This is a genomic window from Pseudomonas sp. 28 E 9 (assembly GCF_900004785.1).
Lineage (GTDB): Bacteria > Pseudomonadota > Gammaproteobacteria > Pseudomonadales > Pseudomonadaceae > Aquipseudomonas > Aquipseudomonas orientalis_A.
The window spans coordinates 40,443-65,142 of record NZ_CVTK01000029.1 but is presented as its reverse complement, the minus strand read 5'-3'; the positions used below and the strand labels follow the sequence as shown (position 1 = coordinate 65,142).

The 24,700-nt window shown below is 59.7% G+C and carries 37 protein-coding genes, 1 tRNA gene and 1 pseudogene; 37 read left to right on the top strand and 2 right to left on the bottom strand.

Translation table 11 applies throughout. The annotated features are described in order from the left end of the window. Nucleotides 1-117: 117 nt before the first annotated feature. Together BFQ00_RS06160 and BFQ00_RS06155 are read right to left on the bottom strand one after the other, a co-directional pair. Nucleotides 118-594 carry a hypothetical protein gene (locus BFQ00_RS06160; RefSeq protein ID WP_065932929.1) on the bottom strand — a complete coding sequence of 159 codons (477 nt, stop codon included), beginning with the start codon at nt 592-594 and terminating at the stop codon, nt 118-120. Nucleotides 595-973: 379 nt separating this feature from the next. Further along, entirely contained in the window at nt 974-1,753 is a 780-nt protein-coding gene (locus BFQ00_RS06155) for a S24 family peptidase (RefSeq protein ID WP_083227298.1), read from the bottom strand. Nucleotides 1,754-1,858: 105 nt separating this feature from the next. Here BFQ00_RS06155 and BFQ00_RS06150 point away from each other — a divergent pair, with 105 nt between their 5' ends. From BFQ00_RS06150 to BFQ00_RS05980, 37 genes and pseudogenes are all read left to right on the top strand, one after another. Continuing rightward, nucleotides 1,859-2,065 (top strand): Cro/CI family transcriptional regulator, encoded by a 207-nt coding sequence (locus BFQ00_RS06150; RefSeq protein WP_065932928.1) that lies wholly within the window; start codon nt 1,859-1,861, stop codon nt 2,063-2,065. Between the two features lie 28 nt (nt 2,066-2,093). Continuing rightward, complete coding sequence (locus BFQ00_RS06145) at nt 2,094-2,282, top strand: hypothetical protein (RefSeq protein WP_010568074.1); 189 nt, start codon at nt 2,094-2,096, stop codon at nt 2,280-2,282. Nucleotides 2,283-2,300: 18 nt separating this feature from the next. Beyond that, nucleotides 2,301-2,489, top strand: a complete 189-nt coding sequence (locus tag BFQ00_RS06140) for a hypothetical protein (RefSeq protein ID WP_065932927.1) — start codon at nt 2,301-2,303, stop codon at nt 2,487-2,489. Nucleotides 2,490-2,616: 127 nt separating this feature from the next. Next, nucleotides 2,617-3,417, top strand: a complete 801-nt coding sequence (locus tag BFQ00_RS06135) for a hypothetical protein (RefSeq protein WP_065932926.1) — start codon at nt 2,617-2,619, stop codon at nt 3,415-3,417. Beyond that, a complete protein-coding gene (locus BFQ00_RS06130; protein ID WP_065932925.1) occupies nt 3,417-4,223 on the top strand; it encodes a hypothetical protein in 807 nt (268 codons plus the stop codon). The genes BFQ00_RS06135 and BFQ00_RS06130 overlap by 1 nt, the downstream gene beginning before the upstream one ends. Beyond that, nucleotides 4,213-5,019, top strand: a complete 807-nt coding sequence (locus tag BFQ00_RS06125; RefSeq protein WP_065932924.1) for an ATP-binding protein — start codon at nt 4,213-4,215, stop codon at nt 5,017-5,019. Before BFQ00_RS06130 ends, BFQ00_RS06125 begins: the two co-directional genes overlap by 11 nt. Before the next feature lie 91 nt (nt 5,020-5,110). After that, a complete protein-coding gene (locus tag BFQ00_RS06120) occupies nt 5,111-5,830 on the top strand; it encodes a hypothetical protein (protein WP_065932923.1) in 720 nt (239 codons plus the stop codon). Beyond that, nucleotides 5,827-6,144 carry a hypothetical protein gene (locus BFQ00_RS06115; RefSeq protein WP_065932922.1) on the top strand — a complete coding sequence of 106 codons (318 nt, stop codon included), beginning with the start codon at nt 5,827-5,829 and terminating at the stop codon, nt 6,142-6,144. Before BFQ00_RS06120 ends, BFQ00_RS06115 begins: the two co-directional genes overlap by 4 nt. Next, complete coding sequence (locus BFQ00_RS06110; protein ID WP_065932921.1) at nt 6,141-6,557, top strand: recombination protein NinB; 417 nt, start codon at nt 6,141-6,143, stop codon at nt 6,555-6,557. Before BFQ00_RS06115 ends, BFQ00_RS06110 begins: the two co-directional genes overlap by 4 nt. Further along, nucleotides 6,557-6,712, top strand: a complete 156-nt coding sequence (locus BFQ00_RS29580) for a hypothetical protein (protein WP_170827535.1) — start codon at nt 6,557-6,559, stop codon at nt 6,710-6,712. Before BFQ00_RS06110 ends, BFQ00_RS29580 begins: the two co-directional genes overlap by 1 nt. Next, complete coding sequence (locus BFQ00_RS06105) at nt 6,709-7,026, top strand: hypothetical protein (protein WP_065932920.1); 318 nt, start codon at nt 6,709-6,711, stop codon at nt 7,024-7,026. The genes BFQ00_RS29580 and BFQ00_RS06105 overlap by 4 nt, the downstream gene beginning before the upstream one ends. Continuing rightward, entirely contained in the window at nt 7,023-7,628 is a 606-nt protein-coding gene (locus BFQ00_RS06100; protein WP_065932919.1) for a recombination protein NinG, read from the top strand. The genes BFQ00_RS06105 and BFQ00_RS06100 overlap by 4 nt, the downstream gene beginning before the upstream one ends. Then, the gene (locus BFQ00_RS06095) at nt 7,625-8,170 is read left to right on the top strand and encodes a hypothetical protein (RefSeq protein WP_065932918.1); all 546 of its coding nucleotides are present in this window, start codon (nt 7,625-7,627) and stop codon (nt 8,168-8,170) included. The genes BFQ00_RS06100 and BFQ00_RS06095 overlap by 4 nt, the downstream gene beginning before the upstream one ends. 114 nt (nt 8,171-8,284) lie before the next feature. Beyond that, a tRNA-Met gene (locus BFQ00_RS06090) sits at nt 8,285-8,360 on the top strand. Between the two features lie 159 nt (nt 8,361-8,519). After that, complete coding sequence (locus tag BFQ00_RS06085) at nt 8,520-8,891, top strand: hypothetical protein (protein WP_017736499.1); 372 nt, start codon at nt 8,520-8,522, stop codon at nt 8,889-8,891. Then, the gene (locus BFQ00_RS06080; RefSeq protein WP_065932917.1) at nt 8,891-9,229 is read left to right on the top strand and encodes a hypothetical protein; all 339 of its coding nucleotides are present in this window, start codon (nt 8,891-8,893) and stop codon (nt 9,227-9,229) included. Before BFQ00_RS06085 ends, BFQ00_RS06080 begins: the two co-directional genes overlap by 1 nt. Before the next feature lie 49 nt (nt 9,230-9,278). Next, nucleotides 9,279-9,488, top strand: a complete 210-nt coding sequence (locus BFQ00_RS06075) for a hypothetical protein (RefSeq protein ID WP_065932916.1) — start codon at nt 9,279-9,281, stop codon at nt 9,486-9,488. Next, entirely contained in the window at nt 9,485-9,700 is a 216-nt protein-coding gene (locus BFQ00_RS06070; RefSeq protein ID WP_065932915.1) for a hypothetical protein, read from the top strand. The genes BFQ00_RS06075 and BFQ00_RS06070 overlap by 4 nt, the downstream gene beginning before the upstream one ends. Before the next feature lie 58 nt (nt 9,701-9,758). Next, nucleotides 9,759-9,842: pseudogene (locus BFQ00_RS30345) on the top strand (hypothetical protein); the annotation flags it as partial. Nucleotides 9,843-9,956: 114 nt separating this feature from the next. Then, the gene (locus BFQ00_RS06065) at nt 9,957-10,340 is read left to right on the top strand and encodes a hypothetical protein (RefSeq protein WP_256535847.1); all 384 of its coding nucleotides are present in this window, start codon (nt 9,957-9,959) and stop codon (nt 10,338-10,340) included. Then, on the top strand, nt 10,315-11,595 hold the full coding sequence (locus BFQ00_RS06060) for a terminase large subunit domain-containing protein (protein WP_065932913.1): 1,281 nt from the start codon (nt 10,315-10,317) through the stop codon (nt 11,593-11,595). Before BFQ00_RS06065 ends, BFQ00_RS06060 begins: the two co-directional genes overlap by 26 nt. Then, nucleotides 11,592-13,397: an anti-CBASS protein Acb1 family protein gene (locus BFQ00_RS06055; protein ID WP_065932912.1), complete on the top strand. Its 1,806-nt coding sequence runs from the start codon at nt 11,592-11,594 to the stop codon at nt 13,395-13,397. Before BFQ00_RS06060 ends, BFQ00_RS06055 begins: the two co-directional genes overlap by 4 nt. Further along, nucleotides 13,394-14,521 carry a DUF2213 domain-containing protein gene (locus tag BFQ00_RS06050; RefSeq protein WP_065932911.1) on the top strand — a complete coding sequence of 376 codons (1,128 nt, stop codon included), beginning with the start codon at nt 13,394-13,396 and terminating at the stop codon, nt 14,519-14,521. Before BFQ00_RS06055 ends, BFQ00_RS06050 begins: the two co-directional genes overlap by 4 nt. A 9-nt stretch (nt 14,522-14,530) precedes the next feature. Further along, nucleotides 14,531-15,010: a structural cement protein Gp24 gene (locus BFQ00_RS06045; protein WP_065932910.1), complete on the top strand. Its 480-nt coding sequence runs from the start codon at nt 14,531-14,533 to the stop codon at nt 15,008-15,010. A 1-nt stretch (nt 15,011) separates the two neighbouring features. After that, nucleotides 15,012-15,971 (top strand): DUF2184 domain-containing protein, encoded by a 960-nt coding sequence (locus BFQ00_RS06040; protein WP_065932909.1) that lies wholly within the window; start codon nt 15,012-15,014, stop codon nt 15,969-15,971. 10 nt (nt 15,972-15,981) lie between these two features. Then, entirely contained in the window at nt 15,982-16,371 is a 390-nt protein-coding gene (locus tag BFQ00_RS06035) for a hypothetical protein (RefSeq protein WP_065932908.1), read from the top strand. A 50-nt stretch (nt 16,372-16,421) separates the two neighbouring features. Continuing rightward, nucleotides 16,422-16,943, top strand: coding sequence for a DnaT-like ssDNA-binding protein (locus BFQ00_RS06030; protein ID WP_065932907.1), 522 nt, complete (start codon nt 16,422-16,424; stop codon nt 16,941-16,943). After that, nucleotides 16,940-17,995 (top strand): hypothetical protein, encoded by a 1,056-nt coding sequence (locus BFQ00_RS06025; protein WP_065932906.1) that lies wholly within the window; start codon nt 16,940-16,942, stop codon nt 17,993-17,995. The genes BFQ00_RS06030 and BFQ00_RS06025 overlap by 4 nt, the downstream gene beginning before the upstream one ends. Next, complete coding sequence (locus BFQ00_RS06020; protein WP_065932905.1) at nt 17,995-18,381, top strand: hypothetical protein; 387 nt, start codon at nt 17,995-17,997, stop codon at nt 18,379-18,381. The genes BFQ00_RS06025 and BFQ00_RS06020 overlap by 1 nt, the downstream gene beginning before the upstream one ends. A gap of 11 nt (nt 18,382-18,392) precedes the next feature. Next, complete coding sequence (locus BFQ00_RS06015; protein ID WP_065932977.1) at nt 18,393-18,818, top strand: HK97 gp10 family phage protein; 426 nt, start codon at nt 18,393-18,395, stop codon at nt 18,816-18,818. Then, nucleotides 18,815-19,231, top strand: coding sequence for a phage tail terminator-like protein (locus BFQ00_RS06010; protein ID WP_065932904.1), 417 nt, complete (start codon nt 18,815-18,817; stop codon nt 19,229-19,231). The genes BFQ00_RS06015 and BFQ00_RS06010 overlap by 4 nt, the downstream gene beginning before the upstream one ends. 70 nt (nt 19,232-19,301) lie before the next feature. Continuing rightward, complete coding sequence (locus tag BFQ00_RS06005; protein WP_065932903.1) at nt 19,302-19,958, top strand: phage tail protein; 657 nt, start codon at nt 19,302-19,304, stop codon at nt 19,956-19,958. A gap of 3 nt (nt 19,959-19,961) precedes the next feature. Further along, on the top strand, nt 19,962-20,345 hold the full coding sequence (locus BFQ00_RS06000; RefSeq protein WP_065932902.1) for a phage tail assembly chaperone: 384 nt from the start codon (nt 19,962-19,964) through the stop codon (nt 20,343-20,345). A 62-nt stretch (nt 20,346-20,407) separates the two neighbouring features. Continuing rightward, nucleotides 20,408-20,656, top strand: coding sequence for a DUF1799 domain-containing protein (locus tag BFQ00_RS05995; protein WP_065932901.1), 249 nt, complete (start codon nt 20,408-20,410; stop codon nt 20,654-20,656). 76 nt (nt 20,657-20,732) lie between these two features. Further along, nucleotides 20,733-21,152, top strand: coding sequence for a superinfection immunity protein (locus BFQ00_RS05990; protein WP_065932900.1), 420 nt, complete (start codon nt 20,733-20,735; stop codon nt 21,150-21,152). 55 nt (nt 21,153-21,207) lie between these two features. Further along, the gene (locus tag BFQ00_RS05985) at nt 21,208-24,354 is read left to right on the top strand and encodes a phage tail tape measure protein (protein WP_065932899.1); all 3,147 of its coding nucleotides are present in this window, start codon (nt 21,208-21,210) and stop codon (nt 24,352-24,354) included. 2 nt (nt 24,355-24,356) lie between these two features. Beyond that, nucleotides 24,357-24,695 carry a phage tail protein gene (locus tag BFQ00_RS05980; protein WP_065932898.1) on the top strand — a complete coding sequence of 113 codons (339 nt, stop codon included), beginning with the start codon at nt 24,357-24,359 and terminating at the stop codon, nt 24,693-24,695. Nucleotides 24,696-24,700 lie beyond the last annotated feature (5 nt).

Sequence of the window (24,700 nt, the reverse complement as noted above, 5' to 3'; positions counted from 1 at the left end):
TATTTTTCATTGGGCATAAAAAAGCCCGCTCAGTGGCGGGCTACGGGGTCAGATCGGGGCGGGCAGAAACAAGAAGCCCGGCGCTTGGCCGGGCTTCTTTCTAGAGATCAGTCGAGATTACGAGCGATTCATAAGCTCTTTGAGAGCGTCTCTCGTATCCTTTCTGTCTTCTCTCATTTCAATGCGAATAGTTTCGAACTCTTTTGCTCGAGCGTCGCGGTCTGCGCGCAGTTCAACCCTTAGGGTGTCGCCCAGATGGTCAAGACTGCTTGATGCATCAGATCTAACGGCATCTAGCTTCGAATCAATGTGCGTATAAGCCGCCCACACAAGCGCCAGCGCACCGACTGCCGAACCTAGGAGTGGCAAGGTGACAGACATAAACAAATCTTTTCGAAATGCGCTCATGATGGTTATCAAATCCTTTGGTGTATCGACAGTATACACGGCGTCAAGCGGTAGCGAGTCTTCAGACAGTGTAGAGGTGTCAATGTTCGAGATGTAGTAAAAGCCCGAAACATTTTTCTCAACAACCTCTAAAAATGAAGAAATCTCGCCCATCAAATCATAGGGTGATCCTTGAGCGATGCGCATCAGTCTTCCCTAGTCATCGATTTGAGAACCTCTTTTGAATTGAAGAGCGCTGTATGTCCGCAAATATCGCATGAGGCCACGTAAAACCAGATTCCTAAATGCTGAACATTTGGCACTGGCGTGGCTACGACGCCCGCAACGCCTCCACCGGTGGGGGCGGAGATGACGTCGTAATCACCAATCTTACAAAAGCAGCATTTGTTACCCGGGGCCACCCTGTTTAGGAAGTCTACCAACGCGGAACCTGGGACCTTTAGCGCCCTATCTTGCTCCGGGGTATTCCCAGAATCCTCTTGATTCGAAACACTGCCCGTTTTCTTCTCGCTCACGGTGAATCCCTTCTATTTATGAAGATCCGCCGATGCGGATTTCTGTCGATTTACAGCATCCCGCCGCGCCAAACCACGCGCCCAATGATTCGAACCTCGTTTATCTCCCCATCACGCAGAGTCTCGTCGCCGTAGCGCGTCTTGTCCTGGTTGTCGCTTCGGATGATCCAGCCGTCGAAGTCCGACTTCACCAGGCGCTTAACGATCGTTCCCTTCGATTCGCTCTGCATGGCGAATATCTGACCGTCCTTCGGCTCAACCCGTGACTCATCCACCAGCAGTACGTCGCCGTCGTTGATTGTCGGCTCCATGCTGTTGCCGCTGGCGTAGATCACGTCCAGGTGCTTCTGGTTGAGGTTGTTTGCGCGCAGCCAGGCCGACTTGAACGCCATGACGCCACGGATCTCGACGTGCGGGTTGTCGTCGCCATCACCGGTTGATCCGCGCGCGGTCAGCTGTAGGACGCCGGTATAGCCGGGTTCATCCTTCAGATCGAAGCTGCGCGGGGCTGGCCGGGAATCTATTTCGCTGGCTGAGCCGGAACCAATGTTTGCTCCCGCTGCGTCGGCTAGACGCTTTATGTCAGACGCCAGCCTCTCGCTGAATTTCTCAACGGGCTCGCCAATCATCTCGGAAAGAACCAAGGCGAATTCAATATTCAGCTGGTTCTCGCCTTTGAAATAGTGATTTACGGCAGGCGGACTCATGCCTGCCGCTTTAGCGAGCTTTGCCTGGCTCAGCTTCAAGGCATTTTTTTTCGATAAAAATAGGTCCCTGGCGGCGTGACATTCGGCCAGTAATTCTGGGGATAGCGGCTTCTTTTTACTCATGCGCGCACTTTATAACCGCTGGTTAATTTATAACAGAAACCGGCGGTGTTGATTATCTAGTAACCGCCGGTTAATATCGTGCCTATTGAAACCAGAGGCACGACCATGAAAGAGACCTCCTTGGACGAGTTCGTTGCCGACAAAGGTCAGTCGGAAGCCGCTCGATTGCTGAATGTCACCCCTCCGGCCATTCACAAAGCCATTACCGCAAAACGCCATATCCGCGTGCTTGAGCTTGCCGACGGCAGTTTCCAGGCAAGCGAGCTGCGCCCATTTCCTTCGCAGACTGTCCGCCTGCAAACAGCCTGCTAACCAATTCATCAGCCACTGGAGACAAACGATGCACTTCGACCCAAGCCACATGCACGACAAGCCCACCAAGGTCCGCCTGGATGAAGTGGCCGACGATCTGCTCACCGCTATGGCGCGTTTTCAGCGCACGCAGAAGGCAGTTCTCGCTCGGGAAATTCTCGAGCGCGGCCTGAACCAGATGATGGAAGAGCTTAACGCGAAAACTGACGTGGCCTGAAGTGGCCCAGGAGGCCCTGTGCCTGAAAGAAAACCGCTGGAAATCCAGCTCGACTGGCAGGGACTCGCTGATCTGGAGCTATTGGCCAGACGCAACGGGATAACGCCGGAAGAGATGGCCGCAACAATTATGAACCGGGCACTTGATCGAATGACCCGGCCGCCCAAGAGCCGGAGCAACGTCGCTTCCATAGGACGCAAGGGCTGATTAGCCCCTCAGGGACTATTGAGGATCTGCCAATGAAATACCGAATTACTAAATCACAGGCACAAAAAAACCAGGTTCGCGGCCTGGCTTCTTGTGCAGCACTTACAACAAAGTTCTGGAGCGAATAATGCCTATTCCCCAATCAATCGTCAACACCAACGAATCCGCGCCACGTTTTTCGATTGCTGAAAACGTGGCGCGGACAATGTCATCAGTCGAGTTGCGCGACCTTGTAAACGATGCCCGCACCCGCGCAGGGGAGTCGAAGGTCCGTAATGACCAGTTCATTATTCGCGTAGAGGACGAGTTATCCGGCGAGCTGGGGGTATGCAGTTTTATTGCACACCCCCAAAGCGGGGTAATGATGGCCTCATACGACCTCACCCTGGATCAATGCACCCTGGTGGGGATGCGGGAGTCCAAAGCTGTTCGCCGCACGGTCCTGCAAAAGATCAAAGATCTGGAGGGACCTCAGCAGCTCTCGACCATCGAAATCCTGCAGATCGCCATGGAGTCTGAAAAGGCCCGCTTGATGCTCACCGCCCAGGTCGAGCAGCAGGCCAACAAGATCCACTCCCTGGAGAACCTGTTCAAGGAAGGCATGACCCATACCCAGTTCTGCAAGGGCCTCAATGGGGTCAACGTCATGCAGGTGGGCAATTACCTGGAGTCGCGCAGCTGGCTTTACAACGAGAGCAAGTCCGGCACCCGTCACCGTGTTGGCTCGTACGCCCGCGATAAGTACATGACCGAGCACCAGGTGGAAGTCACCCCGCACGGCAAAGACCCATTCATCTCCTACACGCCCGTTCTGCTCAAGAAGGGCGCCGCACGCCTGTACGACCTGTACCTGGCCGGCGAGCTGCCCATGAAGAAGACCTGGGACGGCCTGTTCACCCACGACAAAGCATTCAAGGGGGCCGCGTGATGGCTCGTTCCAGAAACATCAAGCCAGGGTTCTTCTCGAACGAACACCTGGCAGAGGTGGATTTTGCCACCCGCTTGCTCTTCATCGGTATGTGGACCGAGGCTGACCGTGAAGGCCGTCTTGAGGATCGCCCGCGACGCCTGAAAATGGCCCTGTTCCCGGCCGATAATGTGGACATCGAAAAGATGCTCGCTGACCTGGATCATTTGGGGTTCATCACCCGTTACACGGTTGGATCATTTAACGCCATCCAGATCGTGAACTGGGCGAAACACCAGAACCCGCACCTCAAGGAAGCCAAGAGCACCATCCCTGAAATACCCGAGCCAGAGCCTTGCCCGGTAAAGGTTGGTGCAAGCACCATGCAAGCACCAGACAAGAACAGTTCTTTCCCGGCTGATTCCCTCTCTTCTGATTCCGGATTCCTGATTCCTGATTCCCTTCCTCCGTCGCCTGCTCCGGTGGTGGTGGAAGACCTTTTCCCAAAGTTCTGGAAGCTCTATCCGCGCAAGGTCGGGAAGGACAAGGCGGAGAAGGCCTGGGCCAAGCTGAAGGTCACCCCGGAGCTGTTAGAACTGATGGTGAAGGCGCTGGGCAAGCAGGTGCTGACGCCCGATTGGCTCAAGGAGAAGGGCCAGTTCATCCCGCACCCGTCGTCCTGGCTGAACGGTAAGCGCTGGGAGGACGAGATACCCGACACCCCGACCAACGTCCACCAGTTCCCACAATCGCGCCACACCGGTTTCGCAGAGCGCGACTACACCGCAGGCCTGATTCAGCGTGAGGACGGTTCCTATGCGCTCTGAGAAGGTTATGGCGCTTCCAGAAGGCGCGCCGCCGATCCGTACCCAGCCGGCGGAATGCGACAAGCACGGCGGTTTCGACCAGAAGGTCACTGTGCTGCTGGGTCGCGAGTTGAAGGGCGGTTGCCCTGAATGCATGCGTGCGATCGCAGAAGAGCGTGAAGCCAGCGAGAAGGCGAACAAGGCCTACGAGCTGAGGATTGCCCTGGCTCGCAAGCTGGGCGATGCGTTGATCCCGAAACGCTTCCTCACTCGCACGCTGGATAACTACCAGGTCGAGCATGACCAGCAGCGCAAGGCGTTGAAGTTCTGCCGCCACTACGTCGCCACGTTCGACCAGATCCATGAAGTAGGGCGCTGCATGGTGCTGATCGGCAAGCCTGGCACTGGCAAGACCCACCTCGGCGTGGCCATCGCGAACGAACTTCTGCACAAGACCTCTCGGTCGGCGGTGTATCGCACGGTTGGGGCAGTACTGCAGGCCATCCGTGGCACGTATGACCGACACAGCGAGCGGACCGAAGGCGACATCCTGGCCAGCCTGATCAATCCCGACCTGCTGGTGCTGGACGAGATCGGCGTGAGCAAGGAACAGCCGAGCGACTTCGAGCTGACCACCCTGTTCGCGATCATCAACGGCCGGTACGAGCGCGAGGCACCGACGGTGATCATTTCCAACCTGGAAGCGAGTGATCTGGGCCGAGCCATGGGCGACCGCTGCGTCGACCGGTTGCGGGAGGGCGGTCTGATCGTCGTTCCGTTCGAATGGGAATCGCAGCGCGGCAAGGAGGGGTTTTGACCATGGGCCAATACGGTTATTTGTTTGCCGCCGCGTTCATCGCGTTTGCACTGATTCCTGTCTGCGTCGTCATGTATTTCAGGAGTAAGCCATGACCGACTACACCGAACTGAAGCGGCTTGCCGACGAATTGATCGCTGCGAATGATCTTTTCAACGAAAGCCCGCAGGACAACGAGGTTGGCGATGTTTGGAGCTTGGCTAACGACCGATTTACCGAAGCTGCGTCGCCTGAAGCCATCCTGGCCCTGATCGCCGAGAACGAGAGGTTGCGCGCCGACTGTTCAAGCATGCGCGGCAGCCTTAAGGCATATTCAGCGACCACCAAAAAGCTCGTTAAGGACGGATCAAGGGCGGCCCGTGAGCGAGACCAGCTCCGCGCCGAAGTCGCCGGCCTACGTACCGGCTACGAAGCCTACGAGCGGGTGAATGCTGAGCTGAAGGATGAGAACGAGGCGTTGCGCGACGACATTGAGCAGAACCAGTACGACGCCAGCGCTTGGCGCAATGGCGAAGAGTCGGTCTGGATTGAGGTCTTTAACAGCGAAGGCGACGATCCATTCATCAGCGCTATCACCGGCCAGATCACCGTCGAACAGCTGGCTTTGATCCAGGCTGAGATCCTTGAATATCGGGAGGACTATTTCGAGAAGGGTTCAGGCCTTTACGTTTTCAGGTGCGCCCACTATCAGGCGCATCACGACAACGTGGGCATGACGGAGCCTGCTCACTGGGAGACTGACTTTGAGTCGTATAGCCCTTTCCCATGGGAAGAAGAGGCCGCCGCCATGGGCAAGGGAGAGCAGTCATGACAGCCGAAATTCATCAGTTCCCAGCCTCGCGCAGCCTTCACAACAGGCGTGTCGCTGGAGAGCAGGCAAAACGCAACGAGATCGCCGAGTACCTGCGCACCGTTGCAAAGTGGATTCAGGCCGACGACGTCAAGAGTGAGCCCACCGCGGTGCTATTGGTTCTTTCTGGGAAGGACGGTGACGAAGTCGTTTGGAAGGGCTACCAAGACAACGCCGACGTGAGCCTGCGCGACGCGGGGCGAGCTGCTGATTCGCAGGTGAGCACGCAGTTCAAGCGTCGTGGTGGCAACTTTCACGACCGGAGGAATCCATGACCAGTCTCCAGATCCGCAACGAATCAGACCGCAACAAGGCCATGGGCTACATCGCCGGCCTGGACCTGGCCAGGCCCAAGAAGCTGGCCATCACCGAAGTTGACCGCAGCGGGGAGCAGAACAAGGCCCTGCACGCGGCGCTGGCCGATATCGCCGCCCAGGTAGAGCACGCCGGTAAGAAGTGGGATGTCCTGATCTGGAAACGCCTGCTGACTGCTGCTTGGTTGCGTGAGACTGGCGACCAGCCCCAGATGATCCCGGCAGTGGACGGCAATGGCTTCGACGTCATCTACGAGCGCACCAGCAAGCTCACCGTGAAGCAGTGCGGCGAGTTGATCGAGTGGGTTCACGCCTTCGGCGCCGAGCACCAGGTGCGGTGGACACAAAAGGACAATTGGGGAGGTAGGTACTGATGGATTACGCAGACATTTACGGAGTTCTGATTGCCTTGGCCCTGGTCATTGGCACGGTACTCGATCACCGCCGCAAGCGCGCAGTAGAAGACTTCGAGCGCAAACGTCGCGACCGGAAAGCGGAAGTAGAGCGGGCAGCGAGGAAGGCGCTATGAGCCATAACTTCAAGCCGGGCGACCTGGCTCTAACCATAGACCTTAACGCTCATAACACTGGCCGGGTGGTGGAGTTGATCACCTACCTCGGCGCGCCTGAGTGGTTCGAGGTTCAGGGAAAAAGCTTGCGAAACTCCAACGCGGAGGCGGCCTGGCTTGTACGAGCGCTAGGTGAGCCGCTGAGGCCGGGCAAGAAGTTGGTGAAGATGCTTGGGCTCGTACCAATGACTGAAGCTCCAATCCCGACGCGCTGCCTGATGCCCTTGCGCGGCGACTTCTCCCATGAGCAGCAGAAAGCCAAGGAGGCTGTATGACCATCGAACGGAAGCCGGCCAAGCCGAAGAAATGCCGCGTTGCTACGTGCGGGGCCTCATTCGTGCCTTCGCGCATGGGCCAAGCGGTGTGCAGCCCGGCGTGCGCAATGATCGACGCGCCCAGGCACGAACCGAAGGCGCGCAAGGCGCTGGCCGAAATCGAGCGCAACGACATCAAGGTCCGCAAGGAGAAGCTGAAGAGCAGGGCGGATCATTTGCGTGAAGCCCAGGCCGCAGTGAACGAATACGTGCGCCTGCGTGACGCCCACCTGCCGTGCATCAGCTGCGACTCGACGCCGAACGACAGCGACCTCATGACCGGCAGCCGCTGGGACGCTGGGCATTACCGATCCGTTGGCGCCTGCCCGGAGCTGCGCTTCGAGCCGCTGAACATCCACCGCCAGTGCGTGAAGTGCAACCGCAACCTATCCGGCAACGCCGTGGAGTACCGCATTCGCCTTGTGCTGCGCATCGGCGCCGAGAAGGTCGCCTGGCTGGAAGGTCTGCACCCGCCATGCAAGTACTCCGTGGAAGAGATCAAGGCCATCAAGGCCAAGTACCGGGCAAAGACCAGAGAATTGAAAAAAGGGGAAGCCGCATGATCTATCGCAACGTTGTTTCAGCAGTAGTTCGCGCCCTTGCGGCCGAGACGATTAATTCCGCCGGTGGCTGCGACTTCGAGCCAAAGGTGCAGTGCGCCAAGCAGAAGGGGGAGATCGTGGGCAAGGAGGCGGCCTTTCTCCAAGACTGTTGGGTATTCGGTCGGCTGCACAAGGCGCTTTCGGCCGAGCACTGGCGCGCTCTGGTGGCGAAGTTCTCCACGGATACTGAGCGCAAGCACGCGGCTATTGCTGAGCTGACCCGGTTGATGCGCTCGCCGGCGCCGGAACGGTTCCTGCACTGCGCCGTGGTGACATGGGCCTTGCCTCGGCTCCCCGGTGTCGACGGCAAGCGCTCCACCAACGTTCTGCCGGCCGGCTGGTACGAGATGGACAACTGGTCGAACGAGCCGCACCCGATCAAGACCCAGGAGCGGTGGAGGCGTGATATTCGCAAGGCGCTGGAGAGCAGCGTAGACCTGGCCCTGGTGGAGGCTCAGCACATTCTTGAGCAAGAAGGCCTTGTGATATCAGAAGTCGCTTGACGGGTAGTGATCCAATGAGCCATTATCCACCCATCCTGTCGTACTTGCGCATGTAGGTGATGCAAGAGACAAACAAACCCGGCCACTGCGTCGGGTTTTTTATTGCCCAGATTTTGCGTGGTAGAGCAGCGGTCAGCTCGTCGGGCTCATATCCCGAAGGTCGATGGTTCGAATCCATCCCTCGCAACCAATTCAAAGGTTCTCATTGAGGGCCTATTGAGGCCTCGGCATTGATCGAGGCCTTTTCGTTTTCGGCTCCACCACACCCATTGCTCCGAGCTGGGAGTGCTGCTGGAGCTGACTTATTTGTACAGGTCGTACCTCGGCCACCTTTCTCTATGGAGTGGCGATGGATCCTAACGACCTGGGCCCTGGCACGTTTGCGTGGCTTGGCGGCACCGGCACTGTGTTGCTCGGCGGTCTGTTGTGGCTGAGGAAATTCCTCTCTAAGGACGCGACCGATCGGGCCATGGACAACGCCGACATCGGCACCGTCCGCCGGCTCAATGAATTGCTCGACACTGAACGTGCCCGTGCCAACGCCGCCGAGGCGCGCGCTGACCAGTTCGCCAAGGAGCGCAACGAGCTTGCTGCAGCGGTTGGCCGTATGGAGGGGAAGATCGAAGCCCTTTCAAGCCAGGTCGCGCAGCTCACTGCAACGGTTACCTCGCAGAGTGACGAGATCGCCCGCCTGCGAACCAAGCTGGGAGGCATCAACTGATGGACAGATGCGCAATCAACTTCATCGCCCGCCACTGGTGGAGGCGCGCCGAGGTATGGGTAATTGCACTGCTGCTGGTAGCCGGCGGATCGATCCTTGGCTACCAGGCCGGCGTCTGGTCTGCCAGCAGCGAGCAGACCAAGCAGCTTGCCGAAGTGCGCGCCGCGTATGACGCCGCCCTGGGCAAGCGTGACCTCCGCCTTAGCAACCTGGCCGAGAAGACCCAGGACGCCGCAGTGAAGGTGCAAGAGGCATCGCACTCGGCGGTCCAGGCTGCTGATACAGCGAGCAAGGCCGCCGAGAAAGTCAGTGAAGCGGTAGAGCGGCAGGCACCGTAATCCGCGCCACGTTTTCGAATGCGCCAAATCGTGGCGCGAGACAGGTCACATGAAAGTTATCGTAACCAAGCTCTTGGGGTCGGCTGAAGTCGAGTTCCTGCGTAAGGGTGTGGTCGTTCACCGCGAGCGTTTCACCGGCAAGACCAACTCCCGGTATGAGCGCACCATTGCAACCCGGGAAGAGTTCGATGCTCACCGCTGCCGGTTCGTGACGTCCATGCCTTCTGATCGGGCGTTCCAGTATGAGGTGGCGCCATGAGCGACCAAACAGGCGAGCACGTTCACCACTGGGATGATGGTCGAGGCCGGCGGGAAGTGATCATCGATGGCCAGCGCGTTGACGGCGTCAGGTACTGCGACACCAAGGCCGGCATCGCCGTTGTCTTGGATGCTCCGCTCAAGTCCTCCGATGGCGAGCATGTCGACTTCCACCCTGTATGGGGTGAGATCACCGTTATAGGCATCGAATGATCATTGAATGACGTTCGAATGCATTGAATGAATCGTTCTGCGAAAACCAACCCCATGAATGAGGCTGACTATGGCCCTATGCGGCGCATCCAAGCGCGGCAACGGGGAACCATGCAAGCGTCACGCGATACCGGGTTCCTCTCGCTGCAAGCTACACGGCGGCAAGAGTTCAGGCCCCAAGGAACAGAGGGGCAACAAGAACGCTGCAAAGCCCGGCTCGATCTACAGCCGATTCCTGACTGACGAAGAGAACGACATGCTTGCCAGCATTGAGCTGGGGCGTGTGGACGATGAGTTGCGGCTGACGAGAGTGCGCTTGATGCGTGCGCTGGCCAGGGAGAGCGAATTCGGCAACACCCTTGAGGTGGAGTTGGAGAAGGAAGAGCCGATCCTTGTCAGCGGCAAGGAGACCTCACTCACCTCGATCACGACTACGAGCAAGGTTCGCGACTACTCCAGCCTGATCGACCGCCTCACTGCGCGCGTTGAGAGCCTGGAGCGGACCAAGGAAGACCTGGAGACGCGCCGCCTCACCAACGAGAAGCTGCGCCGCGAACTGGAAGACCCGAATAAGGGCCTGCCCGAGCCCAAGCAAGTAATCATCGGGGTAGAAGATGCAAGCGACCCTGAAGCTGAATAGGCCGCAGTTCGAGTTCATCAGCCACCCCAAGAAGTTTTCGGCGTTCGTCGGCGGCTACCGTAGCGGCAAGACTTTCGTCGGCTGTGTGAGGCTCTGCATCAACGCGCTGGAGAACCCCGGCATCCCTCAGGGCTACTTCGCACCGACCTATCCGCAGATCGCGGACATCTTCTACGACACTATGCCGGTGGTTGCTGAGGCGTTCGGCCTGTTTGCCGATATCGTGCCGAGCAAGAAGCGCGTGTACCTGCGTGACAACCGCGGCCGGTGCCTATCCACGATCGTTTGCAAGAGCATGGAGCACCCGCACCGCATCGTCGGCTTCAACATAGCGCATGCGCTTGTCGACGAGATCGACTGCATGCCGATCAAGAAGGCCGACAGCGCCTGGAAGAAGATCATCGCGCGGATGTCCACTGTGTGGCCTGGCCGCGACATGAACACCATCGACGTCACCACGACGCCGGAGGGCTTCAACTGGGTGTACCGCAAGTTCGTCAAGGAGCTTGCATCCAACCCGAGCCAGCGCCCGCTGTACGGCATCGTGCACGCCTCGACGCGGCAGAACGCAAAGAACCTGCCGAAGGACTACATCAAGTCGCTGCGCGAGTCTTACCCATCCAACTTGGTGGACGCCTACATCGATGGCCTGTTCGTCAACCTGACGTCTGGCAGCGTTTACCCGAGCTTCTGCCGCAAGCAGAACCACACCGACGCGACTATTCGCCCAGGCGAGCAGCTGCACGTCGGCATGGACTTCAACATCAACCGGATGGCCGCGACGATCCATGTCATCCGTGACGGACTGCCCATGCTGTTGGAAGAGGCCACAAGCCTGTTCGACACGCCGGCGATGATCGTCGAGCTGAAGCGCCGCTTCCCCGGGCACAGCATCACGGTCTATCCGGACGCCAGCGGCAAGAACCGCAAGAGCGTCAACGGCAGCGAGTCGGACCACAGCCTGCTCCGCGCCGCCGGCTTCATGGTGATGGTGAACCCATCCAACCCCATGGTGCGCGATCGGGTACTGGCAGTTAACGCCATGTTCCTGAATATCGACCGTAAGCGCCGCTACCTGGTGAACACCGACAATTGCCCAGTAACCACCCAGGTCCTGGAACAACAGGCATACACCGAAAACGGCGAACCCAACAAGGACGGCACTGAAGACCCGGTCGACGCACTCGGCTACTTCATTGTCCAGCGCTTCCCGATTGCGGGCAGCTACACACTCGCAAACGTGAGCAACTCATGAGCGCACTCAGCTACCTGAAAGACAGCCTGCAGAACCTGGTCGCAGGACTGGGTACTGCGCGCGACAAGGCATCCCACTCGCACTACGCCATCCCGGAGATGGACGACCAGCAGCTGCTGAACGCCTTCCGTGGCTCTTGGACTGCGCAGAAGGGCGTGACCATCCCAGCGGTGGACGCGTGCCGCAACTGGCGCAACTGGCAGGCCGACAAGGACCAGATTGAGCAGATCGAGGCCGAAGAGGATCGCCTAAACGTCAAGGGCAAGATCCTTGAGGCCCTACTGAAGGCCCGCCTCTTCGGCGGAGCTGCTGTGTTCATCGGCACCGGCGAGCGTGACACGGCATCCGAGCTGAACCCTGAGCGCGTCAAGCAGGGGGGCGTGAAGTACCTCACTGTCATGACCCGCCGGCAGCTGAGCGCAACCGAGATTGAGCAAGACCCGCAGAGCCCGCGCTTCGGTAAGCCCAAGGCGTACCGGCTGCCGGGCAGCGTGGTCGAGATCCACCCGTCGCGCTTGGTGATCTTCATCGGCGCCGCCCACCCCGACCCTGAGTTGGCGGTGGGCACCGGCTTCGGTTGGGGCGACTCGGTGTTGCTGGCTGCGATGCCCGCCGTGCGTCACTACGACGAGACGGTGGCCAACGTTGTGAGCCTGGTCTACGAGGCCAAGATCGACGTCATCAACATCCCCAACCTGATGTCGAGCATGCAGGACAAGAACTATGAGCGCTTGCTGCTGGAGCGCCTGCGTCTGGCTGCTACCGCCAAGGGTATCAACGGCACACTAATCCTCGACGGCGCCGAGACGCACAGCTCAAAGTCGGCCAGCTTCGGCAATTTGCCTGAGGTGATTGCCAAGACAGAGCAGGGTGTGTCCGGCGCGTTCGATATTCCCGGAACGCGCATGTTCGGCCAGTCCTCCACCGGCCTGGGCGCCAACGGCGAAGAGAACACCCGCAACTACTACGACAACGTCGCCTCGCGCCAGAAGCTGGAGATCAAGCCAGCCATGAGCGTGCTGGATGAGTGCCTGATCCGCTCAGCGCTGGGAAGCCGGCCCAAGGAGATCCACTACGCGTGGGCGCCACTGTGGCAGGCCACGGCCAAAGAGCGAGCCGACATCGGCAAGACCACTGCCGACACCATCAAGGCGCTGAAGGACTCCGGCCTGTTCCCTGATGATGCGCTCTCGGCTGCATCGGTGAACCTTCTGGTCGAGCTGAGCGTGATGCCGGGTTTGGAAGCGGCCATCGACCAGTTCGGCGCCGAGCTTCCGGACGAAGAGGGTGGAGCAGGTGATGACGATCTTCCGGTAAGTGAAGGGGATCTGGTAGCGGACAAGAAAGCCCTTTCAGATGCCGCGCCGCGCACGCTGTACGTGTCCCGCAAGGTCACCAACGGCGCCGACATCATCGCCTGGGCCAAGACGCAGGGCTTTGAATCAACCGTGCCCGCCAATGAGCTGCATGTCACCGTCGCCTACAGCCGCAACCTGGTCGATTGGATGAAGGTCGGCGAGTCATGGTCAGGCGATGGCAAGGGCGAGCTCAAGATAGCGCCGGGCGGGGCAAGGCTGATCGACAAGTTCGGCGAAGGCGCGGTGGTGCTGCTGTTCAACAGTTCCGAGCTGTCCTGGCGGCACGTAACCATTGTCGAAGCCGGTGCCTCATGGGATTGGCCGGACTATCAGCCGCACATCACCTTCACCTACGAACCCGGCAGCGTCGATATCGACAAGGTCGAGCCCTACCGCGGCGCGATCGAGCTGGGTCCTGAGATCTTCGAGGAACTCGACCCATGATCTTTACCGATTCCGTGCCAGTAACGGGAGTGCGGCGCACCGAGGACGGCTATCTAGTGGCCGAGGCCAGGGTCGCACGCACCGGTATCCAGGACTACCTGGGCACCGAGATTGACCCCGACAACGAACACGGCCTGCGCGATAAGCCAATCGTGCGCGTCTACCGGCCAGAAAGCGCGGTGTTCCACGCTGACGCGATGCACTCGTACGCATACCGCCCAATGACGAACGGGCACCCGGGCGGTGACGGCGTCAACTCCAAAAACTGGAAGGACGTCGCGATCGGCCAGACCGGTGGCGAAGTTGTCCGCGACGGGCAGTTCGTCAAGGTGCCGCTGGTACTGATGGATGCGAAGGCCATTGCTGACTACGAGTCAGGCAAGCGCGAGCTGTCCATGGGCTACGGCGCCGAAGTCGTTTTCCAGGATGGCGTAACCGGCGACGGCGAGCAGTACGACTGCTACCTCGGCCCCATGAAAATGAACCACCTCAGCCTTGAGCATCGCGCTCGGGGCGGCATCGATCTTCGCATCGGTGACCACAAACCAGACACCCCCAAAGGAGGCCATGACATGGCTGATGCACTGCGAAAACTCCTTGTCGATGGCATCTCCATTGATGTCACCGAGCAAGGCGCCCAGGCCATCGAGAAGCTGAACACCAAGCTTGCCGATGCTGCCGCCGCCACCAAGACCCTGACCGACGCGCACGCTAATGCGATCGCGCTGAAGGACGGCGAACTGGCGAAGAAAGACGCCGAGATCGACGCCCTCAAGGCCAAGCAGCTCAGCGATGCCGACATCGACAAGCGCGTGACTGCCCGTGCCGACCTGATCAGCAAGGCCAAAGCTATCGCCGATGCCGACTACACCGGCAAGACCGATGCCGATATCCGCAAGGCGGTGGTCATCGCCAAGCTGGGTGATGCGGCCGTGGCCGGTAAGGCGGACGCCTACATCGACGCGCGCTTCGAGATCCTGGTGGAAGACGCCGCGAAAGACCCGGCCGGCGACCCCTTCCGCAAGCACATGATTCAGCAGGACGGCAAGCCAGGCGAAAACCCCGCTGATGTTGCCCGCGCCAAGATGCTGGCCGACTTCAACTCCACTCAGCCAGCCAAGTAAGGAGCCATCATGGCCGCTTATCAAACGATTTACTCTGATCGTCCAGCCAAGGGCCTGCATGGCGCCTCGGCGAACGAAGAGATCAAGAACGACATCAGCCGTACCATCGAAAACGCTGCCGGCGTTCGCTTCGGCGAGCCAGTGATGCGAGGTGCTGGCGACCATGGCGTGATTCCATTTGCTGCCGGCGGCAAGTTTGTCGGTATTGCCAAACTCAACCCGGCTGTTCCAGCCGTGGCGGCTGGCTCGACTCTGGTCGACGGCTACCCGCAGTACTTCACCGCTGCCATCCGTGAGCGCGGCCAGATGTACGTGCAGGTCGGTGCGCCAGTTGTCGACGGCGATCCCGTTTACTACATCACCGCCACCAACAAATACACCAACGCCGCCGGCACCGGCATCGTTGGCCCATTCGCCAATGTTTTCTTCGACACCACTGGTGCTGCTGACGACATCGTCGAAATTTCCATCAAAAACCGGAGCGCATAACATGCCGCAAGCATTCGCGGACGCTCAAGCAGCGTTGCCATTCGTTGTGGCTCAGGGCCGCAACATCGAAACCGCCATCTACGAGGCCCGTTACCCGGAGTACTCGTACCGCGACCTGATGCCTGTCGTCACTGAAGGCAGCCAGTGGGCGATCGGCACCCAGTTCTACAGCATGCAGCTCGCGGGCGAAGCCAAGTTCCTGTCCGGCGCCGCGAACGACATGCCGTTCAACCAGGTTTCCTTCGGTGAAGGCTCGCACGACTACGCCATGATCGGCTCCGGCTGGGAGTGGAACCTGGAAGAAGTCAATCAGGCCGCCCTGTATGGTCGCAACCTGAATGACCTCAAGGCCATGTCCGCAAGCCGCTCCACCGAGCGCCTGCTCTACGACATCGCCACCACCGGTAGCACCGAGAAAAACTGGCGTGGTTTTGTCAACCAGTCGAACGTCCAGACCATCACTGCCGCACCTACTGGCGCCGGCAGTTCCACGCTGTTTGCGGACAAAACCCCGCAACAGATCCTGATCGACCTGAATGGCCTGCTCAAGCTGGTGCCACAGGCTTCGAACAACGTCGAATTGGCCGACACTCTGGCCCTTCCGTTGGAGGTGATGGATTACATTGCCACCGTCTTCGTTGGCACCGAGGCGAACAGCCCAACCATTTTGGAGCGCTTCCGTACCTCCAACGTGTACACCGCACGCACCGGTCGACCGCTGAGCATCACAACTGCCGACTCGCTCTCTCGTGCAGGCGCAGGCGGCGGCGGTCGTATCGTGGCCTACCGCAAGGCGTTGGACGTTATCCGCTTCCACCTGCCAATGCCTCGCATGGTGCTGCCGGTTCATCAGAAGACCATCATGGGCTTCGAGACAGGCATCATCGCGCGTACCGGCGGTGTTGAAGTTCGCTTGCCAGGCGCCATGGCGTACATGGACGGCGTGTCCGAGCCTGCATAAGGGGGTTGTCATGAAAGTGAAAGTCACCAACAGCGGGCTTTGCCCGCGCGGTGTGTGGGCCTTGGGCGCGATCAAGCTGATCGGTATTGGCGCAAGCCGTGAGCTCAGCCTGACCGAGGCTGAACTCGATCAGATCAAGAGCATCGACGCGCTCAGCTTCGAAGTTGTCGAAGCCCCCGCCGGCGATGAAAAAGCCGACCTCATCGCCAAGCTGAAGGCCTTGGGCATCGATGCTGCTGGCAACAGCAGAGTCGAAACCCTGCAGAAGAAGCTGGACGAAGCCCTAGCCGCCTCCGAAAAGCAGAAGATCATGGATGAGCTGACCGCGCTGAATGTCGAGTTCGACAAGGAAGCGAATCTGGAAGCCCTGCAGGCCGCACTGGCCGCCGCCAAGGCGTAACACCCCGCAAAACCGGAGCGCATGACGCTCCACCTATTCGAGATATCCCGATGCCAGACTTTTACGGAACCGTCGCAGCTGCCGACGCCTATCACGCTGCGCGCGCGAATACCGCCTGGGCTGGCGATGACGTGGCGAAGCAGGCCGCGCTGATCCGGGCATCGGTCTACATCGACGGTCGCTACCGGAAGCTTCTGGCTTCTGGCGTGTGGCAGTCATTGTTCCCCGGCGTGAAGACCGAGGGCAGAGGGCAAGCCAGGGAATGGCCGCGGACCGGTGCCTATGACTATGAGGGCAACCCGATCCCAGCTGACCAGGTTCCCGTCGAGGTTGAGCAGGCCGCCTACGAGGCTGCGCTGCGTGAAATCGTAGAGCCTGGCAGCCTCAGCCCTGACTTCGTATCGGCATCTCTGGTCAAGCGAGAGAAGGTCGGCCCGCTGGAAACTGAATTCGCCGTGTCGGTGGGTGCAGACGCTGCCGGATCGGTTCGCCCCGTGATCAGCATCATTGACGAGATGATTGCCCCTGTTCTGGTGGCTCGCTACACGCTGCCTGCGGTGTTTACGGTATGACCCCGGCGCAGATCATCCAGGCCATCGAAGGAATGGAGCCTGCGATGCAGCAGGCCTACCTCAAGCAGGTCAAGACGGCGGTCGGCGCGGCAACGGTTGCAGAAGTCGAGCGCCTGATCGCTGAAGAGGATGAGGATGGCCTGGTTGCGCTGCTCAGCCTGGGCGCACTGTCTGCATTCCTTGAGTTGGCCAGGTCGGTATTCATCGCAGGCGCCAAGTTCGAAGTAAAGGCTATCGTGATTCCTCGCGACATAGGGCGCTTCGAGTTCGATGCCCGCGCGCCAGTCGCTGAAAAGTGGGTTTCTGCCAAGGCTGAAGAGATCCGAGCGAACTCAGCCATTGATGTGCGAGCAGCGATTCGCGAAGTGATGGGCAGTCGCCGCCGCATTGTAGGGTGGCCAAGTGCACAGCCTACTGCTGTTCAGATCGAAGTCAGCGCTACGCCGATGGTGCGCACGCCTCGCCAAGCAGCGCTTGACCTGATCGGCCGCAAGAGCGCACAGACCGGGGCGCGCTCTGGTGGCGTTATCGGTCTTCCCGGCAACTATGCGCAGTTTGTGCTGAATGCCCGTTCGCAGCTGCTTGGCGGCAACCCAGATGAGATGCGCAAGTATTTGCAGCGCACGCGCCGGGACCGACGATTCGACGGGATCGTGAACAGGGCAATCAAGGCCGGCACGCCAGTCGCCCAGACTGACGTGGACAAGATTGCCGGTCGCTACGCCGATCGCCTCATGAAGACCTATGCCGAGATGCTGTCCAAGGCCGAGGCGCTGGAGTCCTTCGGCGCCGGTCGTGACCAGGTGTATGAGCAGCTTATCGCCCAGGGCCTGGATCGCAATTCGGTTGAAAAGGAATGGCGCGACCGACGCGACAACAAGGTACGCCACGCGCACCTAGTGCTAGGCGGTCAGGTTGTGCAGAAGGATCAGCCGTTCCAGAGCCCAACTGGAGCGCTTCTCCGCTACCCAGGTGATTCATCCCTGGGCGCCGGATGGGAAGACCGGGCAGGGTGCCGGTGCACCGCCATCTACAGAATAAGGCGCAAGTGATGCCAGATATCTATGACCGCGCAAAGGCCCTGGCCACACGCATGCTTGCGCCGCGCAGCAAAGGCGGGAAAGGCCTTGAACTGGTCCTGCGCCGCGAAACCCTGGGCGAGTACGACCCAGACGCACCGCCGGCACCCAGCGAACTGGTAGTGAACGGCTCCGGCTTCCGCGAGGAATACGACAACAAGTACATCGACGGCACGCTGATCGTGCGCGGCGACGTCAAGTTGCTGGTGTCTCCGGTGCAGCTCAGCGGGGCGGATATGCCGATCCCATTGAGCAACGACCGAATCGAGTTCGACGGCACCACCTATACGGTGATCGCAGTCGGCCCATGGAGCTATGCCGGCCTGGCGGTTGGCTTCGAACTGCAGGTGCGCAAGTAATGGCCAATCACATGACCAGCCGCTACGGCGGCCAGCAAGGCAGCTTTGCTGAGAGCCTGGCGGCATTCGCCGAGCAGACAAAGGAGGCCATCGACGACGTGTTCCGCGAGGTGGTGATCGAAATCGGCACTTCGGTCATCCGGCTGTCACCGGTGGACACCGGGCGTTTCAAGGGAAACTGGCAGTTCACCGTGGGCGCCCCTTCAAATCAGAGCATCGACACATTCGACAAGGCGGGGCACGAAACCATTGCCACCCTGGTGGCCGAGGTCAGCAAGTTGGAGGCCGGGCAGGTAGCGTACATCGTGAACAACCTGGTGTACGGAGTACCGCTTGAGTATGGGCATTCCGACCAGGCACCCGCCGGCATGGTGCAAATAACGCTCGCTCGCTTCCAACAGATCGTCGAAGAAGCCATCAGGAATAACCAGGTATGAGCCACAACATCATTTCAGCGGCTTTTGAGTCGCGCCTGCTGGCCTGGGCCAAGGCTCGATCCAAGCCACTGAAGGTGGTGGTGGAGAACGAGGCCTACACACCGGCTACCGGCGAGACATACCTGCGGGCTTTCACACTGCCGGCGTTGACAGCGAGCAACACGCTGGGCGGTGACCACCACCTGTACGTCGGCGTGTTCCAGGTCAACATCGTGGCACCCTCCGGCAAGTATCGGACAGAGGCCAGCGGCATCGTGGATGAACTGGCCGCGCTGTTCCCGGTGAACCTGCGCGTCCCGCGCGCCGGACTGGTCGCCATCGTGCTGACTCCGGTCGGGCCAGGACCAGGCATAGCTGACGGCACCACCTACACCGTACCGGCCTCGTTCCAGTACCGAGCCGACACCAACTAATTCGCCCGATGGGCAAACCCAGAACCCGCCACTGAGCGGGTTTTGTCATTTCTGCAAAGAGGAAAAACACATGGGATTCAGATTACCCAACGGCGCGACCCTGCAAATCGCTTCGACCTATGGCCCGGCGATCCCGGTCACGGCGCTGAGCAACGCCAATCCAGCTGTAGCGACCGCCGCGGCCCACGGCCTGACTGATGGCGACATCATCGCCGTGACCTCAGGCTGGACTCGCCTGAATGACCGCGCTGCGCGCGTGGCCAACAGCCTGACCGGCACCTTTGCCCTGGGCAACATCAACACCACCAACCTGCAGCCATACCCGGCCGGCTCTGGCCTGGGCTCGGTGCGCGAAGTCACCGGTTTCGTTGAGATCTCGCAGATCACCGACGTGAACACCAATGGCGGCGATCAGCAGTTCCTGACCTTCGGATTTCTGGCAGACGATGACGACCGGCAGATCCCGACCACCAAGAACCCGATCAGCATGACCTTCACCGTGGCCGATGATCCTGATTTGCCTTACGTGCCCGTGGTCGAAGGCGCTGATGAGGACAAGCAGACCCGAGTTCTTCGCCTTAACTTGCCTGGCGGCAGCAGCATTCTCTATAACGCCTATGTATCCATCACTTCGACGCCTACCTTGGGCCGCAACAGCCTGATGTCTCGCGTCATCACCATCTCTCTCGCCGGCCGCCCAACCCGTTATTCCGCAGTGGTGGCGTAACCCATGGCCAAGATCAAGATCGCCCCAAACCCAACGTTCAAGGCCAAGGTGCAGATCCCCCGCGTGGGCGGTGAAGCGGTGGCCGTGGACTTCGAGTTCAAGTACCTGGACCGCATTGCGCTCTCGGCGTTGTTCGACCGCTGGAACACCGCGCGTGACGCGCACGCCACCAAGGTGCAAGACGAAGGCATGTCCTGGCAGGACGCCACGGCCTCCGAGATCGCGCTGCAGGTCGACCAGCTTAAGGACATCGTTAGCGGTTGGGGCTTCGATGAGAAGCTGTCCGACGAGGCCATGGCTGCTCTGGTCACCACATGCGTGGGTGCGCCCCAGGCAGTGCTTGCCGCGTACCAATCCGCCTATCAGCCGGCCCGCCTGGGAAACTGACCGGCGTCGCCCGCATCCTGTACGAGCAGGGCCCGTCAGAAGCGGACCTGGCGGCCTTCGGCATGACCAAGGCCGATATCCCCGACGAAGAGTACGAGGTCTGGCCAGACAACTGGCCGGCCTTCCTGCTGTTCGAGGCGATGTCCACGCAGTGGCGTGTGGGTATGGGCGGCGCCGTGGGCCTCGACTACAACGCCATCAAGCCGGTGGCCAGCATGATAGGCCTCAAGCGCGCAGAGCTGACGCAGGCTTTCCCCGACCTTCGGATGATGGAGGCGGAAGCGCTGCTGGTCATGAACGAGAGCAAGTGATCAGTGCGCCGAATGGTTGTTGGGCGCTCCCCTTGGATGGTGGTAGATTGCCGCTATCTACCGGAAGGGATTTCATATGTTCGTTTTAAGGCTAATCGTTCTAGCGTTTCTTGCATTCTACAGCTACTCCATGGGGCAGGAGCGCGGAGGCCTGAATGCGTTCGGTGAGTTCGTAGTATTCAGTGGGATCGTATTTATTCCGGCCCTGTATATGCTCCCTACGTTCGAGGCATGGCTGAGAAAACACCCGAACCTCACATCAATCGCACTGTTAAACCTTTTCCTCGGCTGGACGCTGCTGGGCTGGGTAGCGGCTATCGTGTGGGCCTTTAAGAAACAGGAGCCACAGGTTATGGCGAAAGCAGAGCCGGCTTACGTTCCCTTGTTCCCGCCGAAGGAATCGCGTCCGACCAAAGCCTGCCCTTATTGCGCAGAAGAGGTGCTGGTTGCGGCTGTGAAGTGCAAGCACTGCGGGAGCGAAATCCCCGCATCCTGATTAGAAAAATACAGATGACCCGCTTCGGCGGGTTTTTTTATGCCTGGGGAAAAAGATGACCTCCATTTCCGAGCTCGGTATCAAGGTCGATTCGACCGACGCGGTACAGGCTTCAACCGACCTCGATAAGCTGACTGCGGCCGGAGATCGCGCTGAAAAGTCAACGAACGCTCTGGGCGAAACCTCCGATCAGGCAAAGGCTCGCATCCTAGAGCTGGCTAAGGCTGCAGTCGCAGCCCGGGAATCTCAGCAGAATCTATCTAGCGTCGCCACCGGCTTATCTGAAGCCCAGCAAGGTCTGATCACTTCAACGAACGGGTCTGCGCAGGCCCAGGCCCAGGCAGCGGCGGCTCAGCGCGCTACCGTGGTCACTACAGATCGACTCGCAGTATCAAGTGCAAAAGCTAACGCCGTAACTGTCACCCAACAAAACGAGCTTCAACAGCTTCTCGAGCAGATTGATCCAACGACCAAGGCGTTGAATCGCCTCGACGAACAAGAGCGAAAGCTCGCTCAACAGAAGAAGCTTGGGCTTGAGCCTGAGGTGTTCAGCGCTTACCAGGGGAAGATTCAGCAGACGAGAGAGTCGCTGACTCGATTTGATGACTCCCTGACGCGCACCGGAAATACCGCAAAACAAACAGCCGCCGCACTGCGTGGTGTGCCCGCCCAGTTCACGGATATTTTTGTATCGTTGCAGGGCGGACAAGCCCCGCTGACTGTTCTGTTACAGCAGGGTGGCCAACTCAAAGATATGTTCGGGGGTATTGCTCCGGCCGCTAAGGCCTTGGGCGGCTACGTTCTTGGCCTGATAAACCCATTTACGCTGGCAGCCGCCGCTGTAGCCGCTCTGGGTCTTGCCTATTACAAGGGCAGCGAAGAGGCTGACTCCTACAACAAAGCGATAATTTTCACCGGAAACGCTGCCGGGACCAGCGCATCGCAACTGGCCGCTATGGCTCAGCAGGTCAGCTCAACGATCGGCACAACCGGCGCTGCAGCTGAGGTGCTCGCAAAACTGGCAGGTAACGGGAAGATTGCCAGCGGAAGCTTTGAGCAAATCACGGAAGCCGCGCTGCAAATGGAGCGGGCAACTGGTCGATCGATTGATGAGACCGTCGCAGAGTTTGCCAAAATCGCGAAGGACCCAGTCGCTGCGGCGAAAGATCTCAACGAACAATACCATTTCCTTACTGCGTCTGTGTACGCGCAGATCGTAGCCCTCAAGGAGCAGGGTGACACGGTAGGCGCGGCAAATCTGCTGACTGATACCTATGCCAGCACCATAGCCACCAGGGCGGGGCAGATTACCCAAAACCTCGGGTTGATTGAGCGCGGCTGGAACTCCATTCGTGACGCTGCCAAGGCTGCGCTTGACGTGCCGCTTTCGATTGGCCGAGAAAAAGGACTTGCTGATCAACTTGCGGATGAGCGTGCCAAGTTAGCGGATCTGGAAAAGAAATCCGGCGGTAACAGCATCGTTGCGAGCAGTGCGGCGGTTGCCGAGGAGCGAAAGCAACTCCAAGAGTCCATCCGCCTCAAAGAAATCTATATCGAGATCGAAAAGAGGCAGAACAAGTACGTCGGTGATCGCCAAAAGATTCAAGACGAAGGGATCGCGGCCACGGCGCGTGCTGATGCTCGCCATCTTGCAGTCATGTCCAATGCAGAAAAACGCGCACTGGAAATCAAAAAGATCAACGAGGATACCGCGAAGATCCGTGCGGCAAACCCCGATGACAAGCGGGCTGATCCAAAGTACGTTGCCAAACAGATAAAGGACGTAAACGAAAAGTACAAGGACCCGAAAGGCGCGACCACAGCGGTCGACCTAACCTCGTTCAACGACTCGAAAAACCAGCTCAATGCTGTGCTCAGCTACTACAAGAGCGCGGACAAGGAGCTGGAGGCGGCGCAGAAGGCCGGGATCATCTCTCAGGAGAGTTACACGGCCCAGCGCGTTGCACTGCTCCAGCAGCAGGCGTCAGAGGTCAAATCCTCGTATGAGGCCGAGATCGCGGCACTTGAAGACGCGAAGGGAAAGGCCGGGACATCGGCAGCCCAACGCATCCAGCTGGATCAGAAGATCGCGGACGCCCGCGCCAACATGGTCAAGGCTCAGCAGGAATCGGACAGCGAGCTGGCGGTGATAGCGACCAATGAGCAGGGAAGGCTCAAGAAGCAGGAACTGGCCATCAAGTCGTACACCGATGCGCTGGACCAGCAGAACGCAGCACTGCAGCGCGCCGGTAGCCGATCAGCACAAGGCGTGGGCCAGAGCGACCGCCAGAACGCCATTAACGGTGACCTGAACGGTATTTCAGACCGCGCCAATCAGCAGCGCCTGGACCTGGCGCGCGACAAGGCCGACGCCTCGCGCAACATGAGCGCCGAGGAATACCAGGCCAAGCTTGAGGCGATCAACCGCAGCGAGCGCGACCTGACGCAGACCACGCTCAGCAACTATGAGCAGATGTCTGTGGCGCAAAGCGACTGGCGCAACGGCGCGACGTCGGCATTCAGCAATTACCTGGACTCGGCTCGGGACGTTGCCGGGCAAACCCGAAGCCTGTTCACCAACGCCTTCAGCTCCATGGAGGACGCGGTGGCTAGTTTCGCCACCAATGGCAAGTTCTCGTTCTCCGACTTTGCCAAGTCGATCATCGCGGACATGGCGCGAATTGCTGCACGCCAAGCGGCGTCCGGCCTTCTATCCAGCATCGCAGGCACTGCACTGGGCGCATGGCTTGGTGGTGGCGGTGGTGGCGGTACCAGCTTCGGGGCGGACATTGGTGGCGCTATTACCGCCAACGCCAAAGGCGGCGTGTACGACTCTCCAAGCCTGTCGAGTTTCAGCAACCAGGTGCACGACAAGCCGCAGATGTTCGCATTCGCCAAGGGTGCGGGGATATTCGCCGAAGCCGGGCCAGAGGCGATCATGCCGCTGACCAGGACGGCGGGCGGCGAGCTTGGGGTTCGGGCGTTGGGTGGCGGTGGTGGCGGAGCGGGCGGTGGCAACACCTACAACTTCCCCGTCTCGGTGTCTGTGCAGACGGCAGGCAGTGGCGCCAATGCAACGCAGGAAGACACAACGCAGGCCGGACGGAATATCCAGCAGGTAACCAGAGCGGAAGCAGAGGCGGCCATCGCCCGCGGCGTACAGCCTGGCGGGAATATCTGGCGAGCTATCAACGGGAGGTAACCATGGCGATTGAAACGTTCACCTGGGCCACCCAGCACGGGGAGGCGCCCGACATCACGTATCGGGTGCGCACCTCCCAATTCGGGGACGGCTACAAGCAAGAGGCCGGGGACGGCATCAACAACAAAGTCGATGCCTACCCGATCACCCACACCGGCAACACATCCTCAGCCGTGGCGATGATGGCGTTCTTCGACCGTCACAAGGGCGCCAAGGCCTTCTTGTGGACCACGCCACTGGGCCAGATTGGCCTGTTCACCTGCAAGAACCCAACCCCTACGCCCATGGGCGGGGGCGTATTCAAAGTGACAGCGACGTTCGAGCGCGCTTTCCACCCGTAAAGGTC

Excerpts from the sequence above, each read along its gene's own strand:
- BFQ00_RS06160 (WP_065932929.1), bottom strand. The coding sequence starts at position 594 with ATGCGCATCGCTCAAGGATCACCCTATGATTTGATGGGCGAGATTTCT.
- BFQ00_RS06155 (WP_083227298.1), bottom strand. The coding sequence starts at position 1,753 with ATGAGTAAAAAGAAGCCGCTATCCCCAGAATTACTGGCCGAATGTCAC.
- BFQ00_RS06150 (WP_065932928.1), top strand. The coding sequence starts at position 1,859 with ATGAAAGAGACCTCCTTGGACGAGTTCGTTGCCGACAAAGGTCAGTCG.
- BFQ00_RS06145 (WP_010568074.1), top strand. The coding sequence starts at position 2,094 with ATGCACTTCGACCCAAGCCACATGCACGACAAGCCCACCAAGGTCCGC.
- BFQ00_RS06135 (WP_065932926.1), top strand. The coding sequence starts at position 2,617 with ATGCCTATTCCCCAATCAATCGTCAACACCAACGAATCCGCGCCACGT.
- BFQ00_RS06130 (WP_065932925.1), top strand. The coding sequence starts at position 3,417 with ATGGCTCGTTCCAGAAACATCAAGCCAGGGTTCTTCTCGAACGAACAC.
- BFQ00_RS06125 (WP_065932924.1), top strand. The coding sequence starts at position 4,213 with ATGCGCTCTGAGAAGGTTATGGCGCTTCCAGAAGGCGCGCCGCCGATC.
- BFQ00_RS06120 (WP_065932923.1), top strand. The coding sequence starts at position 5,111 with ATGACCGACTACACCGAACTGAAGCGGCTTGCCGACGAATTGATCGCT.
- BFQ00_RS06115 (WP_065932922.1), top strand. The coding sequence starts at position 5,827 with ATGACAGCCGAAATTCATCAGTTCCCAGCCTCGCGCAGCCTTCACAAC.
- BFQ00_RS06110 (WP_065932921.1), top strand. The coding sequence starts at position 6,141 with ATGACCAGTCTCCAGATCCGCAACGAATCAGACCGCAACAAGGCCATG.
- BFQ00_RS29580 (WP_170827535.1), top strand. The coding sequence starts at position 6,557 with ATGGATTACGCAGACATTTACGGAGTTCTGATTGCCTTGGCCCTGGTC.
- BFQ00_RS06105 (WP_065932920.1), top strand. The coding sequence starts at position 6,709 with ATGAGCCATAACTTCAAGCCGGGCGACCTGGCTCTAACCATAGACCTT.
- BFQ00_RS06100 (WP_065932919.1), top strand. The coding sequence starts at position 7,023 with ATGACCATCGAACGGAAGCCGGCCAAGCCGAAGAAATGCCGCGTTGCT.
- BFQ00_RS06095 (WP_065932918.1), top strand. The coding sequence starts at position 7,625 with ATGATCTATCGCAACGTTGTTTCAGCAGTAGTTCGCGCCCTTGCGGCC.
- BFQ00_RS06085 (WP_017736499.1), top strand. The coding sequence starts at position 8,520 with ATGGATCCTAACGACCTGGGCCCTGGCACGTTTGCGTGGCTTGGCGGC.
- BFQ00_RS06080 (WP_065932917.1), top strand. The coding sequence starts at position 8,891 with ATGGACAGATGCGCAATCAACTTCATCGCCCGCCACTGGTGGAGGCGC.
- BFQ00_RS06075 (WP_065932916.1), top strand. The coding sequence starts at position 9,279 with ATGAAAGTTATCGTAACCAAGCTCTTGGGGTCGGCTGAAGTCGAGTTC.
- BFQ00_RS06070 (WP_065932915.1), top strand. The coding sequence starts at position 9,485 with ATGAGCGACCAAACAGGCGAGCACGTTCACCACTGGGATGATGGTCGA.
- BFQ00_RS06065 (WP_256535847.1), top strand. The coding sequence starts at position 9,957 with ATGCTTGCCAGCATTGAGCTGGGGCGTGTGGACGATGAGTTGCGGCTG.
- BFQ00_RS06060 (WP_065932913.1), top strand. The coding sequence starts at position 10,315 with ATGCAAGCGACCCTGAAGCTGAATAGGCCGCAGTTCGAGTTCATCAGC.
- BFQ00_RS06055 (WP_065932912.1), top strand. The coding sequence starts at position 11,592 with ATGAGCGCACTCAGCTACCTGAAAGACAGCCTGCAGAACCTGGTCGCA.
- BFQ00_RS06050 (WP_065932911.1), top strand. The coding sequence starts at position 13,394 with ATGATCTTTACCGATTCCGTGCCAGTAACGGGAGTGCGGCGCACCGAG.
- BFQ00_RS06045 (WP_065932910.1), top strand. The coding sequence starts at position 14,531 with ATGGCCGCTTATCAAACGATTTACTCTGATCGTCCAGCCAAGGGCCTG.
- BFQ00_RS06040 (WP_065932909.1), top strand. The coding sequence starts at position 15,012 with ATGCCGCAAGCATTCGCGGACGCTCAAGCAGCGTTGCCATTCGTTGTG.
- BFQ00_RS06035 (WP_065932908.1), top strand. The coding sequence starts at position 15,982 with ATGAAAGTGAAAGTCACCAACAGCGGGCTTTGCCCGCGCGGTGTGTGG.
- BFQ00_RS06030 (WP_065932907.1), top strand. The coding sequence starts at position 16,422 with ATGCCAGACTTTTACGGAACCGTCGCAGCTGCCGACGCCTATCACGCT.
- BFQ00_RS06025 (WP_065932906.1), top strand. The coding sequence starts at position 16,940 with ATGACCCCGGCGCAGATCATCCAGGCCATCGAAGGAATGGAGCCTGCG.
- BFQ00_RS06020 (WP_065932905.1), top strand. The coding sequence starts at position 17,995 with ATGCCAGATATCTATGACCGCGCAAAGGCCCTGGCCACACGCATGCTT.
- BFQ00_RS06015 (WP_065932977.1), top strand. The coding sequence starts at position 18,393 with ATGACCAGCCGCTACGGCGGCCAGCAAGGCAGCTTTGCTGAGAGCCTG.
- BFQ00_RS06010 (WP_065932904.1), top strand. The coding sequence starts at position 18,815 with ATGAGCCACAACATCATTTCAGCGGCTTTTGAGTCGCGCCTGCTGGCC.
- BFQ00_RS06005 (WP_065932903.1), top strand. The coding sequence starts at position 19,302 with ATGGGATTCAGATTACCCAACGGCGCGACCCTGCAAATCGCTTCGACC.
- BFQ00_RS06000 (WP_065932902.1), top strand. The coding sequence starts at position 19,962 with ATGGCCAAGATCAAGATCGCCCCAAACCCAACGTTCAAGGCCAAGGTG.
- BFQ00_RS05995 (WP_065932901.1), top strand. The coding sequence starts at position 20,408 with ATGACCAAGGCCGATATCCCCGACGAAGAGTACGAGGTCTGGCCAGAC.
- BFQ00_RS05990 (WP_065932900.1), top strand. The coding sequence starts at position 20,733 with ATGTTCGTTTTAAGGCTAATCGTTCTAGCGTTTCTTGCATTCTACAGC.
- BFQ00_RS05985 (WP_065932899.1), top strand. The coding sequence starts at position 21,208 with ATGACCTCCATTTCCGAGCTCGGTATCAAGGTCGATTCGACCGACGCG.
- BFQ00_RS05980 (WP_065932898.1), top strand. The coding sequence starts at position 24,357 with ATGGCGATTGAAACGTTCACCTGGGCCACCCAGCACGGGGAGGCGCCC.